General features: G+C 44.7%; 18 protein-coding genes and 4 tRNA genes. 12 read left to right on the plus strand and 10 right to left on the minus strand.

What is annotated here, in order from left to right:
- Positions 1-38 precede the first annotated feature (38 nt).
- The 4 genes from M0413_RS05290 (at position 39) to M0413_RS05305 (ending at position 2002) form a co-directional block, all read left to right on the plus strand.
- Positions 39-590 (plus strand): DUF2878 domain-containing protein, encoded by a 552-nt coding sequence (locus M0413_RS05290; protein ID WP_249553393.1) that lies wholly within the window; start codon positions 39-41, stop codon positions 588-590.
- A 20-nt stretch (positions 591-610) separates the two neighbouring features.
- Entirely contained in the window at positions 611-1159 is a 549-nt protein-coding gene (locus M0413_RS05295; protein WP_249553395.1) for a chalcone isomerase family protein, read from the plus strand.
- Positions 1147-1698: a DUF3833 domain-containing protein gene (locus M0413_RS05300; protein ID WP_144375284.1), complete on the plus strand. Its 552-nt coding sequence runs from the start codon at positions 1147-1149 to the stop codon at positions 1696-1698. The genes M0413_RS05295 and M0413_RS05300 overlap by 13 nt, the downstream gene beginning before the upstream one ends.
- A gap of 94 nt (positions 1699-1792) precedes the next feature.
- Complete coding sequence (locus M0413_RS05305; RefSeq protein ID WP_249553397.1) at positions 1793-2002, plus strand: hypothetical protein; 210 nt, start codon at positions 1793-1795, stop codon at positions 2000-2002.
- A 75-nt stretch (positions 2003-2077) separates the two neighbouring features.
- Here the strand turns inward: M0413_RS05305 and M0413_RS05310 are convergent, their stop codons facing one another.
- The gene (locus M0413_RS05310) at positions 2078-2422 is read right to left on the minus strand and encodes a DUF3634 family protein (RefSeq protein ID WP_240293142.1); all 345 of its coding nucleotides are present in this window, start codon (positions 2420-2422) and stop codon (positions 2078-2080) included.
- 154 nt (positions 2423-2576) lie between these two features.
- Between M0413_RS05310 and M0413_RS05315 the strand changes: the two genes are divergently transcribed.
- Positions 2577-2762 carry a hypothetical protein gene (locus M0413_RS05315; protein ID WP_037420841.1) on the plus strand — a complete coding sequence of 62 codons (186 nt, stop codon included), beginning with the start codon at positions 2577-2579 and terminating at the stop codon, positions 2760-2762.
- A 57-nt stretch (positions 2763-2819) separates the two neighbouring features.
- Here the strand turns inward: M0413_RS05315 and M0413_RS05320 are convergent.
- The 4 genes from M0413_RS05320 to M0413_RS05335 form a co-directional block, all read right to left on the minus strand.
- A tRNA-Thr gene (locus M0413_RS05320) sits at positions 2820-2895 on the minus strand.
- A gap of 21 nt (positions 2896-2916) precedes the next feature.
- Positions 2917-2992: transfer RNA gene (locus M0413_RS05325), tRNA-Phe, on the minus strand.
- A 453-nt stretch (positions 2993-3445) separates the two neighbouring features.
- Positions 3446-3521, minus strand: a tRNA-Thr gene (locus tag M0413_RS05330).
- A 16-nt stretch (positions 3522-3537) separates the two neighbouring features.
- Positions 3538-3613: transfer RNA gene (locus M0413_RS05335), tRNA-Phe, on the minus strand.
- Between the two features lie 388 nt (positions 3614-4001).
- Here M0413_RS05335 and M0413_RS05340 point away from each other — a divergent pair.
- Positions 4002-4553 (plus strand): cytochrome b, encoded by a 552-nt coding sequence (locus tag M0413_RS05340; protein ID WP_047533772.1) that lies wholly within the window; start codon positions 4002-4004, stop codon positions 4551-4553.
- A gap of 4 nt (positions 4554-4557) precedes the next feature.
- Positions 4558-5133 (plus strand): YceI family protein, encoded by a 576-nt coding sequence (locus M0413_RS05345; RefSeq protein WP_037420837.1) that lies wholly within the window; start codon positions 4558-4560, stop codon positions 5131-5133.
- 72 nt (positions 5134-5205) lie between these two features.
- Here M0413_RS05345 and M0413_RS05350 read toward each other — a convergent pair whose 3' ends face one another.
- On the minus strand, positions 5206-5484 hold the full coding sequence (locus M0413_RS05350; RefSeq protein WP_037420816.1) for an oxidative damage protection protein: 279 nt from the start codon (positions 5482-5484) through the stop codon (positions 5206-5208).
- Positions 5485-5493: 9 nt separating this feature from the next.
- Positions 5494-6606, minus strand: coding sequence for an A/G-specific adenine glycosylase (gene mutY / locus M0413_RS05355; protein WP_249553399.1), 1113 nt, complete (start codon positions 6604-6606; stop codon positions 5494-5496).
- Between the two features lie 179 nt (positions 6607-6785).
- Here mutY and trmB point away from each other — a divergent pair, with 179 nt between their 5' ends.
- The 5 genes from trmB to M0413_RS05380 all read left to right on the plus strand — a co-directional run bounded on the left by trmB (position 6786) and on the right by M0413_RS05380 (position 11136).
- A complete protein-coding gene (trmB, locus tag M0413_RS05360) occupies positions 6786-7502 on the plus strand; it encodes a tRNA (guanosine(46)-N7)-methyltransferase TrmB (RefSeq protein WP_037420811.1) in 717 nt (238 codons plus the stop codon).
- 47 nt (positions 7503-7549) lie between these two features.
- The gene (locus M0413_RS05365) at positions 7550-7876 is read left to right on the plus strand and encodes a YggL family protein (RefSeq protein WP_037420808.1); all 327 of its coding nucleotides are present in this window, start codon (positions 7550-7552) and stop codon (positions 7874-7876) included.
- Positions 7876-8790, plus strand: coding sequence for a glutaminase B (gene glsB, locus M0413_RS05370; RefSeq protein WP_241406678.1), 915 nt, complete (start codon positions 7876-7878; stop codon positions 8788-8790). The genes M0413_RS05365 and glsB overlap by 1 nt, the downstream gene beginning before the upstream one ends.
- A 178-nt stretch (positions 8791-8968) precedes the next feature.
- Positions 8969-9790 carry a YggN family protein gene (locus M0413_RS05375; protein WP_144375274.1) on the plus strand — a complete coding sequence of 274 codons (822 nt, stop codon included), beginning with the start codon at positions 8969-8971 and terminating at the stop codon, positions 9788-9790.
- Positions 9791-10194: 404 nt separating this feature from the next.
- On the plus strand, positions 10195-11136 hold the full coding sequence (locus tag M0413_RS05380; RefSeq protein ID WP_249553401.1) for a LysR family transcriptional regulator: 942 nt from the start codon (positions 10195-10197) through the stop codon (positions 11134-11136).
- A 625-nt stretch (positions 11137-11761) separates the two neighbouring features.
- Here the strand turns inward: M0413_RS05380 and M0413_RS05385 are convergent.
- From M0413_RS05385 to rdgB, 3 genes are all read right to left on the minus strand, one after another.
- On the minus strand, positions 11762-13609 hold the full coding sequence (locus M0413_RS05385) for a DUF885 domain-containing protein (RefSeq protein WP_249553403.1): 1848 nt from the start codon (positions 13607-13609) through the stop codon (positions 11762-11764).
- Positions 13610-13761: 152 nt separating this feature from the next.
- The gene (gene hemW, locus M0413_RS05390; protein ID WP_249553405.1) at positions 13762-14919 is read right to left on the minus strand and encodes a radical SAM family heme chaperone HemW; all 1158 of its coding nucleotides are present in this window, start codon (positions 14917-14919) and stop codon (positions 13762-13764) included.
- Positions 14919-15536 carry an RdgB/HAM1 family non-canonical purine NTP pyrophosphatase gene (gene rdgB, locus M0413_RS05395; RefSeq protein WP_144375268.1) on the minus strand — a complete coding sequence of 206 codons (618 nt, stop codon included), beginning with the start codon at positions 15534-15536 and terminating at the stop codon, positions 14919-14921. The genes hemW and rdgB overlap by 1 nt, the downstream gene beginning before the upstream one ends.
- Positions 15537-15618 lie beyond the last annotated feature (82 nt).

The following is a 15618-nucleotide window of genomic DNA, read 5'->3' on the forward strand; positions in this document are numbered from 1 at the left end:
GCGCAGAGATGCTCCCTATGGTCAGATACATTCAAAATATGTCTAAGCTTCAAGGAGTTATTATCTACAACGCCTTGAGCTTTCAGTGTGTTTGGTGGAGTAGCATCTTATGGGGCAATCGAGTGTTGTTACTCAATATCTCATTGTTATTGATTCATTTTTTACTGTTGACTTTGGTTGAAAACCGACAAGCAGTGCTTCGGGACTTCAGTACCATGATTAAGGTGGGATTGCTGGGTATTGCGATTGATACCTTGCTCACTTTGTTCGGGGTATTTGAGTTTACCGTTTTACCTTGGTGGCTCGCTTGTCTATGGCTGCATTTTGCCTTGAGCCTGCACCATAGCCTCATTTTTATGCGTGCTTTACCTATTATTTTGCAGGTTATATTGGGTGGTGTATTTGGCAGTCTTAGCTACATTGCGGGCGCGCAATTTAATGCGGTGACGCTTCCTTTTGGCGAAAGTATTTCCATGATTATCCTTGCTGTTGTTTGGGCTATCTTATTGCCGCTGTTTATCAAAATATCCCGTAGTTATAGGCCGGTTAGGCGTTATGGGCTAGAACATCGTCGCTTGTGCGATCGTTAATTTTCAAGTGGAGGAATCGGATGTCTATGCTATCGACTAAAACCTATCTTAGCGTCATCTTTGGGTTGTTACTCCCTTTTGCTGGATATGCAAATTCAACCGCTACGGTCGATAACTCGATGAGCCAGGATCTTGTTGAGGTTGGGCGCGGCGAAATGGATTGGCTGTGGTTCAACTTATATAAAGCTCGTCTGATGACGCCAACCGGTCAGTATCAGCAGGGGGAGTATCCGCAATTGTTAGATATTGAATATTATCGTGATATTGATGCTGCAGATTTACTGGAAGCAACCGCCGAACAATGGCGACATTTAGGTTATGCCGATAGTGATATTGGTCGCTGGCTTAATTTACTAAAAGGTATTTGGCCTGATGTCACGCCAGGTGATCATTTAAGTTTTAAGATTATCGATGCAAACCAGAGTCAATTTTATTTTAATCAACAACCCCTCGGGCTTATCCAAGAACCACAATTTGCACAGGCTTTTTTAGCGATTTGGTTATCGACTAAAACCAGTCGTCCAAGTTTACGAGCGCAATTACTAGGAGAAAAATCATGCGATTGTTAACGCTAAATTGGACTAAAAATGTCATCTTAAGTTTATTGATGCTCAGCCTGTTATCTAGTTGTTCCTCGGTTGAAGTAGCTGATTATCAAGGTACAAATCCACCATTAGTATTGGAAAAATTCTTTAATGGCCCGCTTAAGGCATCGGGCATCGTTGAGGATTTTAGTGGCAAAGTGATCCGTAAATTCAATGTCACTATGGAGGCGAGTTGGCAAGGGAACGAAGGTGTTATCGATGAATGGTTTGTCTATGATGACGGTGAAACCCAAACCCGTATATGGCGTATAACCTCCCTAGGTGATGGACAGTATACCGGCACGGCAGGCGATATTATTGGTACTGCAGTAGGTGAGGCGAGGGGAAGTGCGCTGCGCTGGCGCTATGATATGTTATTGCCTGTTGATGGTGATGAATACCAAGTGCATTTTGATGATTGGATGTTTTTAGTTAATGACAATACCATCATCAATAAAAGCGACATTATTAAGTGGGGGGTTACCGTTGCTAAGGTGACTTTAGTGATCCAAAAGCTAGATTAAGCGGCTTGCTGCCATGGTTAACGGTATGGCTTGGCTAATAATCGCTCTCTGACTGCTCTAGACTGGCTCAAAGCAATCTATCGTGAATCATATAATGAAAAAGTATTGGATGTTACTGGCTGTGTTAGCAAGTATTTTATTAACAGCTTGTTCTAACATTGATTTTCGTTTCGACGACACTTCAGAAAAACAAGCAGATCCTCATCAATCGAGTGGCGATCCTATGGTGCAAGATAATGAGCGCCGTGTTCGTGATGCGCGCGAAGATGGAAAGCTAGAGCCAAAGGATCCGATTAAATTCTAAGATTGATCAATCTCAATAAAGTTTGAGTGGATTGTGCAGCCCTTACTTTGACATAAGGGCTGATGATTCTGAAAATTAACCCGCTTGACGACTATTATCCACTGTCTTCTTATCGTAATACTCAAAGGGAAATTGATTACGGATCCTTTGTTGTAGATTGTCATTTACATTGGCAGATATATGTAGTCGGACGTCGGTATCTTTCTCGGCTCTGATAGTACAAGTGAGTTTATCTGCTTTAGCAAGATGTCGACATTCCTTCTCGAAACGCTCGGGGATTTTGCCTTTGTGGTGAGTCATACGGCCGTCTTTAAAGTGCATTTCGAAAATAGTCGATCCCTTCTTACCACCAAATATCAGCTTATAAACCAGAAACAAACCAATTGCGATAAAAATAAGTTTAAAAATCGTAGCTGTCATGATGTCTCCTATCTTATGTTTATAGAATAAAGATACTCTGGAGTAGCAATGTTTAACAGTGCGCTAACACGCAATTTTAATTTGGCAACGTTAGGTTTATGACCTAGTGTTAATCAATTAAGGAAATATCATCCCCTTCGTTAAGGAAAACGCTATGTACCTATCAAATGCAGACCGTTGGTCGTTATTGTGTAAAATGCAAATTGAAGTGATCGACAAATTATCTTCGCACTTTCCTGAGCGAAAAGAGCCGCTAAGCGAGTTAACTCATGGTTGGCGACACTTGCAGCATCAAGTCCAAACGGGAGATAGGCCGATAGTGCATGAGCTGATAAAGTAAATTGCTAAAATCACAGATACAAAAAAGCCACTCAAAGAGTGGCTTTTTTGTTTTTTATGGTGCCGGCACCAAGAGTCGAACTCGGGACCTACTGATTACAAGTCAGTTGCTCTACCAACTGAGCTATGCCGGCTAAACTTTTACTGCTGAATAATGGTGCCCGAACCCGGAATCGAACCAGGGACACGAGGATTTTCAATCCTCTGCTCTACCGACTGAGCTATTCGGGCAACTAAACTAAGTGTTAGTTGTCTACTTCAAATCGTGAGTTTAACACCCCATTCGTTCGAAGTGCGCGTATCATATAGTGCACGCTTTCAGTGTGCAAGCCCTTTTAATTCGACTGGCCAAGTATTAAACAAAATGCGCAATATTTATTGCTTTACTTGAATGTGCAAAGCTTACTTAGCCTAACTATCAATGGCTTAATACAATTAAATAGTGGGAGGCGCGAATAACACCTTAGTCTCTGCCTCCGAACTTTGAAAATTGGCAAAGTTAAGTGTAAAGCCGTAAATCAATATTTGTTTGAAGGTTTCAGGAGCATCAGGAGCAAAAGTCGAGCTTGGAAACCGCTGCAATTATCGAGAGTAGGTTGGCTGTGACTTAGAGTGGAGTTATATGATTTGATTGAAATCCCAGATACAAAAAAGCCACTCAATGAGTGGCTTTTTTGTTTTTTATGGTGCCGGCACCAAGAGTCGAACTCGGGACCTACTGATTACAAGTCAGTTGCTCTACCAACTGAGCTATGCCGGCTTATACTGCTGAATAATGGTGCCCGAACCCGGAATCGAACCAGGGACACGAGGATTTTCAATCCTCTGCTCTACCGACTGAGCTATTCGGGCAACTAAACTAAGCGTTAGTTGACTACTTAAAAACTGACAACTCAATGCTGTCTCATTCGAAGTGCGGCTATATTAGCGAGGGTATTTAGCCGCTGCAAGTGCTTTTTCCTGATAAATGATGTGTTCGACTGTTTAATGTGCACTTTGGCTGTTTTTTATCTATAAACCTATCAAAATCGGTTCAGTTTAATATCACTAAGTTGTATTTCCACTCGAATATATTGCCTTTACTAACCTTGCTATCAGCTTCAAAACGTTAAAATGGCAAACATTCTAAATTTTAGAAAGATATGAGCTATTTTTACTGATTTTAGTTTTTAATTTTCGTTCTATGATAATGACTATTATTTAATTATGTGGCAGAAGTATAAAGGTTCGGAGTGGCAGTATGTTTAGAAATACTAAGTTAAGTTATGGACTTATTGCTATTGCAAGCCATTGGTTGAGCGCTGTAGCCGTGATTGGATTATTTGCCATGGGGGTTTGGATGGTTGAGTTGACCTACTACAGCCCATGGTACAAAACGGCGCCACATTGGCATAAAAGCGTCGGGATTTTGCTGCTGGCGGTAACGTTATTTCGTTTAGTTTGGCGTTTGATTAATCCAAAGCCTGCACCAGAGCAAAATCATCAGCCATGGGAAAAGGTTACTGCCCAGATTGCCCATGGCGCGATTTACCTCTTATTACTGCTGATTATGGCCGCAGGCATTTTGATTTCAACGGCAGAGGGGCGAGGAATTATGGTGTTTGACTGGTTTGAGTTACCTGGTCTGACGCCGCTGATTGAAAATCAGGCTGATATAGCGGGGGATATTCATCAATATGCCGCCTATAGCTTGATTGCTTTGGTTGTACTGCATGCCTTAGGTGCTCTAAAGCACCATTTTATCGATAAAGATTCAACATTACTCAAGATGATTAAATTTAACCGAGGATAATATAATGAAAAAACAACTATTAGCGGCCTTGATTGGCGGGTCTTTACTGGCTCCGATTGCTGCATCTGCCGCCGATTATGTGATTGATCGTGAAGGTGCCCATGCCTCTATTACCTTTAAAGTGAGTCACTTAGGTTATAGCTATGTCGTTGGCCGTTTTAATGATTTCAGCGGTGATTTCAGCTACGATGCTAAAAATCCAGCGGCAGCCAAAGTGAATGTAAAAGTGAACACCTTAAGTGTGGACTCAAACCATGCTGAGCGTGATAAACACATCCGTAGCGCTGACTTTTTAAATGCCGCTAAATTTGCCGAAGCGACTTTCGTTTCGACTTCGGTTGAAGATAAAGGTAATGGCGATATGGTTATCAAGGGTAACTTCACGCTAAACGGTGTGACTAAACCACTTGCGATTCAAGCGCATGCTGTGGGTGAAGGTCAAGATCCTTGGGGCGGATATCGTGCCGGCTTTACCGGTACTACCACGTTTGCGATGAAAGATTATGGCATCAAGATGGACTTAGGTCCGGCATCTGCCAATGTTGAATTAGATTTAGTGGTAGAAGGTGTGCGTAAGTAAGCACGCCATTTCTCCTGTAACAAAAAAGCGCCCTTAGGCGCTTTTTTGCTATTTATGGATAGGCGCTTAGGCTTATTCTTGATCTTTTTCAGGCACAAAGCCTTCAATTTCAACGTCTTTACCTTCGAACAGGAAGGATGTCATTTGCTCTTCTAAAAACTTACGATCATCAACATTCATCATGTTGAGTTTCTTTTCGTTAATCAGCATGGTCTGTTTTTTCTGCCATAGGCCCCAAGCTTCTTTACTGATGTTATCAAAAATGCGTTTACCTAAATCACCTGGATACAGTTGAAAGTCTAGGCCGTCGGCTTCTTTATTTAAATATACGCAATTGACTGTACGCGCCATGATTATTCCTTACTGCTTACTGACTGTAGCGGTTATGAGTGACTCCAAATTGGCTAGCACACGCTCGGTTGCGGCGGCGAGCCCCACTTTGGAAGGTTGATTTATGTTATACCAGAGAGACTGATTTTGTTCCATGACTGCGCCCACGATCTGTTTACCCGAGGTTTGCTTGTTGTAGCCATTCGCGTGGCTATCTAAATTCAGCAGCATGGGCTGAATATCTAAATGAAAATGGCTAAAGGTATGTCTAAAACCAATTAATGGTTCGAGTTGAGCGGCTTTATAACCTTGGGCTTCAAGCTCTGCATTGAGTGCGGCTTGAGTATTAAACTCGGGAAAGCACCAGAGTCCGCCCCAAATGCCAGCAGGAGGGCGCTTAGCCAAGAAGACTTGATTATCTTTGAGCAAAACCAACATCCAAGCAGATTTCTCTGGGATAGTTTTCTTCGGTTTTTTACCCGGGAAATCGGTTTGCCTACCCATAAGTTGGGCCTTGCAATCGATAGCCACAGGGCAAGCGGCGCAATTTGGTTTGCTGCGAGTACAAATACTGGCACCAATATCCATCATGGCTTGGTTATATTTTTGAATATCCTGCTCTGGCGTTAACTGTTCAGTGAGTTGCCAGAGTTGCTCCTCCACTGGTTTTTGTCCAGGCCAGCCCGCAATCGCGCCATGTCTTGCTAGGACGCGCTTAACATTGCCATCGAGGATCGGATGCTGCTGCCCAAGTGATAGGGATAGCACTGCACCCGCTGTCGAGCGGCCAATGCCTGGCAGTGCTAGCACTTTCTCAAAATTCGTCGGGAATTGTCCTTGATATTCATCGCGGATCATCTTAGCGGCTTTATGCAGATTGCGAGCCCTAGCGTAATAACCAAGGCCTGTCCAATGGTGCAATACTTCATCATCCGGGGCGTTAGCGAGGGCTAATACATCGGGGAAACGCGTCATAAAACGCTGGTAATAGGGAATAACAGTCGCCACCTGAGTTTGTTGCAGCATAATCTCTGAAACCCATACACTATATGGGGTTTTATCTTGCTGCCAAGGGAGGGTTTTACGACCGTGGGTGTCGTACCAATTAACGATACGTGTTGCAAAGGAGGCTGTAGATTTCATCGGCGCAGTGTAGCGGGAGATAGGGCGGCAAACAAGTCACTCTCACAGGAAAAACAGTGCTAGATTCGCTCCGGCGAAGAATCTTGTTATACTTCGCCTCCATTAGTGCTTGCACTGTAAGTTGAACTTTGGATAATGCCCTTCTTTTTAGAGGGTGTTGTCCACGAGACGAGGCAAAAATGAGCGAAGTCACTACCGCTGAATTTAATGAAGAAGGCAAGTATCTGCGTAAGATCAGAAGCTTTGTCCTAAGAGAAGGGCGTTTGACTAAAGGTCAAGCGCAAGCCATTGAGACTCAGTGGCCAACAATGGGCTTAGATTACAGCCCAACACCATTGGATTTAGCCGAAGTTTTTGGGCGCGAAGCTGACACTGTACTGGAGATTGGTTTCGGTATGGGCGCTTCTTTGGTGCAAATGGCGCAAGAAGCACCAGAGCTGAACTTTATCGGTATTGAAGTCCATAAGCCTGGTGTTGGCTCATGCTTAAGTGATGCCGCTGCCGCGGGCGTGACCAATCTTCGTGTGTATCACCATGATGCGATGGAAGTATTAGAACATGCGATTGCCGATGGCAGCCTGACGCGTGTGCAGTTGTTCTTCCCCGATCCTTGGCATAAAAAGCGCCACCACAAACGCCGTATCGTACAAGCTGAATTTGCCGAATTGATCCGCCGTAAACTGAAGATTGGCGGCGTATTCCATATGGCAACCGACTGGGAAAACTACAGCGAACATATGCTGGAAGTGATGAATGTGGCGAGCGGTTACAAGAATCAATCTGCCGATGGTACTGTTGTACCGCGTCCGGATCATCGTCCACTCACGAAATTTGAAGCCCGCGGTCATCGCCTTGGCCATGGCGTATGGGATCTGATGTTCGAGCGTATCGCTTAATATCGTTATCTTTTTATTGGTTTTTTAACACAACGGGGAAAATCACTATGGCAACGAATCGTAGCCGTCGTTTACGTAAGAAAATGCGCGTCGATGAATTCCAAGAGTTAGGTTTTGACATCACTTGGACGTTCGATGCATCTGTCTCTGAAGCTGAAATTGATGCAACTGTCGATAAGTTTATTGATGAGGTGATTGAAGCCCGTAAGCTAGGCTTCCATGGCGGTGGTCATATCGAATGGGAAGGTATTATTGCGACCCAAACTATCGGGAAGTGCACCGAGGAAGATATCGCTGCTGTTAAGGCATTCTGGGCGGGTCAAAAAGTGACTCAACTCGAAGTTAGCGAACTGTACGATATCTGGTGGAGTTAATGCCAGAACAGGCGTTATTAGAGGAAGTGGTCGACAAAGTTCGACCCTTGCTCGGCCAAGGAAAGGTTGCTAATTATATTCCTGCGCTAGCCAATGTTGATGCTGGCAAATTGGGCATAGCCGTGACCACTATTGACGGTGAAACCATAGGCGCAGGCGATTACCTTGAGCCATTTTCAATTCAAAGTATTTCTAAAGTTTTCAGCTTAACCTTAGCGCTAACTTTATATGAAGAAACCGAAATTTGGAGCCGCGTCGGCAAAGAACCCTCGGGACACTCCTTCAATTCATTAGTCCAAGTCGAACTCGAGCGGGGTAAACCTCGCAATCCCTTTATTAATGCTGGCGCATTAGTCATCGCTGACTTATTACAGAGCCGTTTAGGGGCACCTAAGCATCGGATGTTGGAATTGGTCAGGGCGCTGAGTCAAAACGATAAAGTTTGTTTCGATAAGCAAGTGGCTGATTCTGAATATCAGCACAGTGCTCGTAATGCGGCCATCGCCTATCTGATGAAATCCTTCGGCAATTTTCAAGGTGATGTCGATACAGTGCTGCGCACTTATTTTCATTACTGCGCCTTAAAAATGAACTGCGCCGATCTATCGCGGGCGATGCTGTATTTAGCTAATCGCGGTAAAACCATAGATGGCACTAAGCTTATTTCGCAAGTGCAGACTCGGCAGTTAAATGCCCTGTTAGCAACCTCGGGCTTGTACGATGGCGCTGGTGAGTTTGCCTATCGTGTCGGTATGCCTGGCAAAAGTGGTGTCGGTGGCGGCATTATTGCGGTGATCCCTAGGGAGCTCTCGGTCTGCGTTTGGTCACCCGAATTAGATAACCAAGGTAACTCCCTCGCGGGGACGGCGATGCTTGAGCATCTCAGCCAGCGTCTCGGACGTTCAATCTTCTGATTTAACTCTTTGATTAGCACTGCTAGGCTAAATATTAGTGAAATTCACTAATCTGCTATCGGTGCTAATTTTTATAACTCCATACTAATCATATTATTACAAAGTTGGCACATCTTCTGCTAATTGTCTTTTAGCATGTTAGCTTAGTCGAATTACTCAGATTAAAGGATGAACCACAATGAAAATAAATACGCTATTAACTGGAGTGGCATTATCGGGTGTTATTTTAGGTGCTTCTGGCTTGCAATCAGCACAAGCGAAAACCGAGCCGCAAATTGATGAGCGCTGTGAGGTTTCCCTTAATTATGATGTGAGAGTCGAACCTAAAAAATTAGTGATGAGTGAGAAGGGCGCCGAGAAGTATCGTATCGAGGTTGACAAGTTATACGTTGAAGGCAAGCAGGTAACTTTAACTGATAAGCAGAAGAAGCTAGTTAGCCAATACGCCGATGAGGTGTCTACTCAGGTACCTGAAGTCATTGAATTAGTCAATGAAGCGGTTGCACTAGCCTCTCAAGCCGTGAGTATGGCGTTAACGCCACTGATGGGCGATGCCGCAGGCGCTAAGTTTGATGAGATGATGGCGGGCGTGCAGAAGCGTGTCGATGCCGTAGCCTACAAGCAGGGCGATAGTTTTTACCTTGGTGCGACCGAAGAGTCGATGCAAAACACTTTTAACGATGAGTTTGAACAGGAAATGGAGCAAATCGTGCAAAACTCCATTGGTACCCTGATGATGAATATCGGTGGCCAAATTCTTGCCGGCGATGGTGAGTCCTTCGATGCTAAGATGGAGGCATTTTCACAAAAAATGGATAAATTAGGCGATGATATTGAGCAGCAAATTGAATCCCAATCCAAGGGGATTGAAGCGAAAGCCGACCGTTTATGTGACCGTTTTGAAAACCTGCTAGTGCTTGAAAATCAACTGCGTAAAGAAGTGCCTGAGTTAGCACCTTATGTGTTGACGCAAAACACTCACCACGAATTGCGTGAGTAGATATCGCAGAAGATATCTAAGGGAGTAAACTGGTTTTTACGCTAGAACGTTTGCCTAGCTGGCAAAATGAATAAAGCAGTTTAAATGATCAATGCCTCAGCACCTTTGTGTTTGGGGCTTTTTATTGGGGAATTGTTACCAAGCACCTTGATATTAATCCCAATGCTTGCGGCTATTTAGTGTGGAATGTTACATTCTTCAGACTAATGTTTGGTATACTCTTAAAATATAATGAAAAGCTGGCAACTCAGTCAGATAAAACACTCTACTTTAGCTGACTTTTTCGGTTTAAATCTCTACAACGAACCCATTTGCTGTGAGATATTAAGGCGTTATGGAATGCTGCATTCCTGCGTTATTCCGAAAGTTTAAATCACTGTCGAAACTGCTTAAGGCGACTTTCCATGTTAGAACTGTTAGAACCTATTGCGATTTTTACTCATGTGGCCAGAGCCGGAAGTTTCAGTGCGGCCGCAAGAAGGCTTGGGATCTCTAAATCTAAGGTTAGTACGCAGGTAGCCGATCTCGAGCATAGACTCGGTGTTCAACTGATCCAGCGTACTACTCGCAGCTTAAGTTTGACTGAAGCTGGGCATTTGTTATATCTGCAAGGTGAAGAGTTACTCCGCGATGCTGAGCAGGCGATTGCTAGCGTGCATAATTTAAACGATGCGACCCGCGGCGTGTTAAAGGTGGGTATTTCTCAGTCCTTTGGCGCTATGCATATCATTCCCGCACTGCCATCCTTTATGGCAAAACACCCTGAGCTCGAACTGCAAGTCAGTTTGCTTGATCATAAGGTGGATGTGGTCAGTGAAGGTTTAGACTTACTGTTAACTATGTCTGAGCAGCTTCCTCTTGGTATGGTGGCGCGACCTTTGATGAAGTGTCAGTTCCTACTCGTTGCCTCACCCGATTATATTGCTAAACATGGCGAACCTTCGCGTCCAGAGCAATTAGTCGACCATAACTGCTTGGTGTATCAAGGTGAGTGGCATGAGCACAGCATGTGGCAGTTTAAAAAGGGCGATGATTACTGTGAGATAGGTGTCTCAGGTAACTTTAGGGTGGATAACGCTCCTGCTTTAAAATCAGCTGCGATCAGTGGCTTAGGGGTTGTATATCTTGCTAGTTACTTGATGGAAGATGAGATCGCTAAAGGTACCTTGGTGCCACTATTGAGAGATTGGCAATTGACTCATCATTTACCGCTACAGGCAGTGTATCCACGTCGTAAGCATTTAGCGCCTAAGGTGAGTGCTTTCGTTGAGTTTATTAAAGACCATATTGGCAATCCGCCTTATTGGGATATCCCTTATGCTGAACTTTTCAGTGAGCGTCAGTAATTTTGGAAACATTGTTCTTAAAATGCGTTCAATACGTTTTGGAAGCATTTGTCGATATTTTAAGTTAAATAAAATCAATTGCTTGCATGTTTTTTGTCTTGCATTTTAGTTTGGTTTTTTAGCATTGTCTAAAACAAGTTTTTGAAGCTTGTATTGAAGTCTGTTCTTAAATGAATACAATGATTGCCAGATGATTCGGAATGACCTGAGTCCTATGCTTTTATTGGAAATGACCCCTTTCGATATGAGTGTACAGGTCTGCAATGTTGCGGTTTCGAATCACCGCCAGCAGAAGTTTGCGAACTAAAACAATGTTGGCTTTTAAACCATCATCCTAGTTTTTGGTTTACCTCAGCTTATTAGGCTGAGGTAATTTTTTTCTGATGGTTTAATCGTGGGAAATGAGTTTTGTCTCTCTGTACCCTAAAGTCACACCGAGTGTTAAGTATTGAGCTTAATTCATCAAATATAGTGATCCACAGTGAGATAGGGTTTTATGACCAAGCTGGTGATAAATCCAATAAAAAAGCCACTTGATAGTGGCTTTTTTATTGGCTGCGATTTAATCACTTCATTCGCAACGGTGTTCAAGGGAGACTAGCGTGAGCCTCCCAAGGTTTGAAGCTTAGGTTTTGTTAACACTGGCAATCCATTGATCGACTTGCTCTTCCAGCACATCCAAAGGCAGCGCGCCATTTGCCAAGACTAAAGTATGGAAATCCCGGATATCAAACTTATCACCCAGCTGTTTTTCCGCCTTGTGTCTCAGTTCGAGTAACTTAATCATCCCAACTTTATAGGCTGTGGCTTGCGATGGCATAACGATATGACGCTCCACCATTTTCTTCGCATCGGATTTTGCGTTAGGGGTATTATCGACGTAATAAGCAATCCCTTGTTCGCGGGTCCATTGCTTGGCGTGGATCCCGGTATCGACGACTAAACGGCAAGCTCGCCATAACTCCATCGCCAGTCGACCAAAATCGGAGTATGGATCGGCATATAAGCCCATTTCTTTCGGGAAAGACTCACTGTAGAGCCCCCAACCTTCGATATAGGCGGTATAGCCACCGAACTTACGGAACTTAGGAATATCCTTCAGCTCCTGCGAAATGGCGATTTGCATATGGTGGCCAGGGATCCCTTCGTGGTAAGCCAGTGCTTCCATTTGGTATTTGGGCATGGCCTTCATATCGTAGAGATTAGCGTAGTAGCTGCCAGGACGAGAGCCATCGGGCGCCGGTTGTTCATAAAAGGCTTTACCCGCAGATTTCTCCCTAAAGGCTTCAACCTGTTTGACTATCATGGCAGCCTTTGGCTTGACCTTAAAGACTTCATCCAAGCGTGAGCGCATATTATCGATAAGCTTGGTAGCATCGGCTAAATATGCCGCCTTGCCTTCGGCGGTATTTGGATAATAGAACTGTGGATCATCGCGCATAAAGGTGAAGAATTCTTGCAAGGTGCCGTTAAAATTCACCTTTTTCATAATGGCGCGCATTTCATTATGGATGCGTTCCACTTCGGCAAGACCAAGTTGATGGATTTCATCCGCCGTCATGTGGGTAGTCGTCGTGCGTGCAAGGGCATTGTTATAAAACGCCTCGCCGTCGGGGAGTTTCCAAACCCCATCGCGGGTATCGGCCTTGGCTTCTAAGGTTTTGATATAGGCGATAAGCGTCTTGTATGCAGGCTCAACTTGCGAGACTAGTGCTTTTTCTACATCGGCAATCAGTTGGGCTTTTTCTGCCTCGGAGATGCTGAGTGCATTCACTTTTTTGCGAAAATCCGCCAACAGTGCACTGTCTTCGCCTTTATCGAAGGGGGCGCCTTTAATGATGTTTTGGCTGTCAGATATCACGTAACCGAACACAAATTTAGGCGCAATAATGCCTTTATTAGCGCGCACTTCTAGCGCCTGTTGCAGTTGGCTTAGGCGTTTGGGCACGCCATTTAAGCGGCTGATATAGGCCTGAGCATCGCTGACATCGGTGATCTGGTGTTGATTAATCAGGAAGGAGGCGATCATCGAGTGGCCGCCATGCATCTGATTTACTGGGTAGTTATGGTAACGCCACTGATAGTCTTTGATATCGTTATTCAGGTTTTGGGTGAGTAACGTCAGGCTTAGGCGAGTTTGGGGGTCAAGCTTACTCGCATCTAGTTGATTCACTTCGGCCAGTTGTTTCTTAGTGCGCGCCAACTCACGGGCATCCGCCTCGTCGCCAATGTCATCCCACTTATCATAGTCCTGCTTAATGCCCATATAGGTTTGCGCAATTGGGCTTGCCATAATGTTTTCCATGAAGATGGTTTCAAACAAGGCGTTGGCTTTTTCTGACTCGCTTTGGGCGGCAATACTTGTACTGGTTATATTATGTGAGTCATTTAAGCTGGGCACTGCATAGGAAGGCAGTGCAAGCAGGGCGGAGAGGGTAAATGCGACTAAGCTGATGTTCGTTTTTATTGGCATGATCAGGCTTCCTTAACAATGTTCAGGCAATTCTAAAGAAGCAGGGGAAAAATGTATGAATATAAATGTTAGAAAATGTGTTAGCCATAAAAGATGCTTCATCGAAGAAACTAGGCTAACACATTATTTATATGGGGAATTTAATCAGTGAATTAACAAAATTGCGTTAGTAAATCGTTCACAAACATGTGACCTTTACTGGTTAATTGCCAATGTTCAGCCGATTCGATGAGTAAACCCCGTTGTTTGGCCTTTTCCATCCCATCCTTTAAGGTGTCTCGGTGTAAACCGGTTCTGTCTTCAAACTCTTGTTTAGGGATTGGCGTCATTAGGCGCAGACGATTCATTAAGTATTCAAGTGCGCGATCTTCTTGCGCGACTTCGGTTTGTTCGAATGTGTAATTATCGGCAGTTAAATAGCCCTTCGGATGCTTGATTTTAACCGTGCGAATGATGCGATTTTCTTCAGGTAAGGTCACTTTGCCATGGGCACCGCAGCCTATACCTAAATAATCGCCGAACTGCCAATAGTTAAGGTTATGCCGGCACTGATAGCCAGGTTTGGCATAGGCCGAGATTTCATACTGCTCATAACCGAGTGCCGCTAACTTTTGTTGCCCTTGTTCGTAGATCTGCCAGAGATCTTCATCGTCGGGCAGTTGCGGTGGCTTGGAGTGGAACAGGGTATTGGGTTCAATCGTTAGTTGATACCAAGACAAATGCGGTGGATTGAGTGCGGCTGCGGTATCGATATCTGCCATGGCTTCGGTGAAACTTTGATTCGGAAGTCCATGCATCAAATCCAAATTAAAACTTAAATAACCCGCTTGGCTGGCTTTTTGGGCGGCGGTTTGGGCTTCGTTTTGATCGTGAATTCGCCCCAGCAGATTAAGCTTATCCTTAGAAAAGCTTTGTACCCCAATCGATAACCGAGTGACCCCGGCGGCGCGGTAGGCACTAAAGTCATCGTGCTCTAGGGTACCAGGGTTGGCCTCCATGGTGATTTCAATATCGTCACTAAAGGGAATTAGCGCGTTGGCACCATCCAATATCCTTTTGATTTGATTGGCATCAAATAGAGACGGTGTTCCACCACCAATAAAAATGGTGTGCAGCTTACGGCCCTGTACTAAGTGCAAGTCTTGGTGTAAGTCCGCTAGCAGCGCATCCACATAGGCCTGCTGGGGTAATTCACCATTTTGCCCATGGGAGTTAAAGTCACAGTAAGGGCATTTTTGTACACACCAAGGGATATGAATGTACAAGCTCAATGGCGGTAGGGTTAACTCTGGTGACACGGTTACTGACATTATTGGGCGTTCCCGTCGGTAAATACGCCTTTTGCCTGCATGGCAGCAATCAGTTGCACTAACGCTTTACCACGGTGACTCAAGGCATTTTTCTCGTCACTGCTCATTTGGGCGGCGCTGCAATCATGGTGTTCTGGAATAAAAATCGGATCGTAACCATGGCCGTTGTCACCCCGTTGTACGAAATCGATTTGGCCTTCCCACGCGGCTTGGCAAATGATTGGCGTTGGGTCTTTCGCATGGCGCATATAGACTAAAACGCATTGGAATCTGGCCGTACGCGGCGCAGGATTATCCTTTAATGTGTCTAAGAGTTTTAACACATTGTCTTGATCCTTGGCATTCTCCCCCGCATAGCGCGCAGAGTAGATGCCCGGTGCACCTTGGAGTAAATCGACTTCTAATCCCGAGTCATCGGCAATGGCGGCAAGTCCAGTAATTTGTGCCGCATGTCTGGCTTTGATAATGGCGTTTTCGACAAAGGTGGTGCCCGTTTCGGCCACTTCGCTAACGTTAAATTGGCTTTGTGGCAGCACTTTTACGCCGTAGGCGGCGAGCATTTGATCGAATTCGGCAAGTTTACCTTTATTGCCACTGGCGAGGACGATTTGTTGCATGGGGTACCTATTTCATTGAGCGATGTTTACGGCGGCAATGATACCCAAGCTTGGCGGTAAAGGACAGAAAAAGGCAGGACGA

The sequence above is a fragment of the Shewanella sp. 8A genome, from assembly GCF_023475945.1.
Classification (GTDB): Bacteria; Pseudomonadota; Gammaproteobacteria; order Enterobacterales; family Shewanellaceae; genus Shewanella; species Shewanella xiamenensis.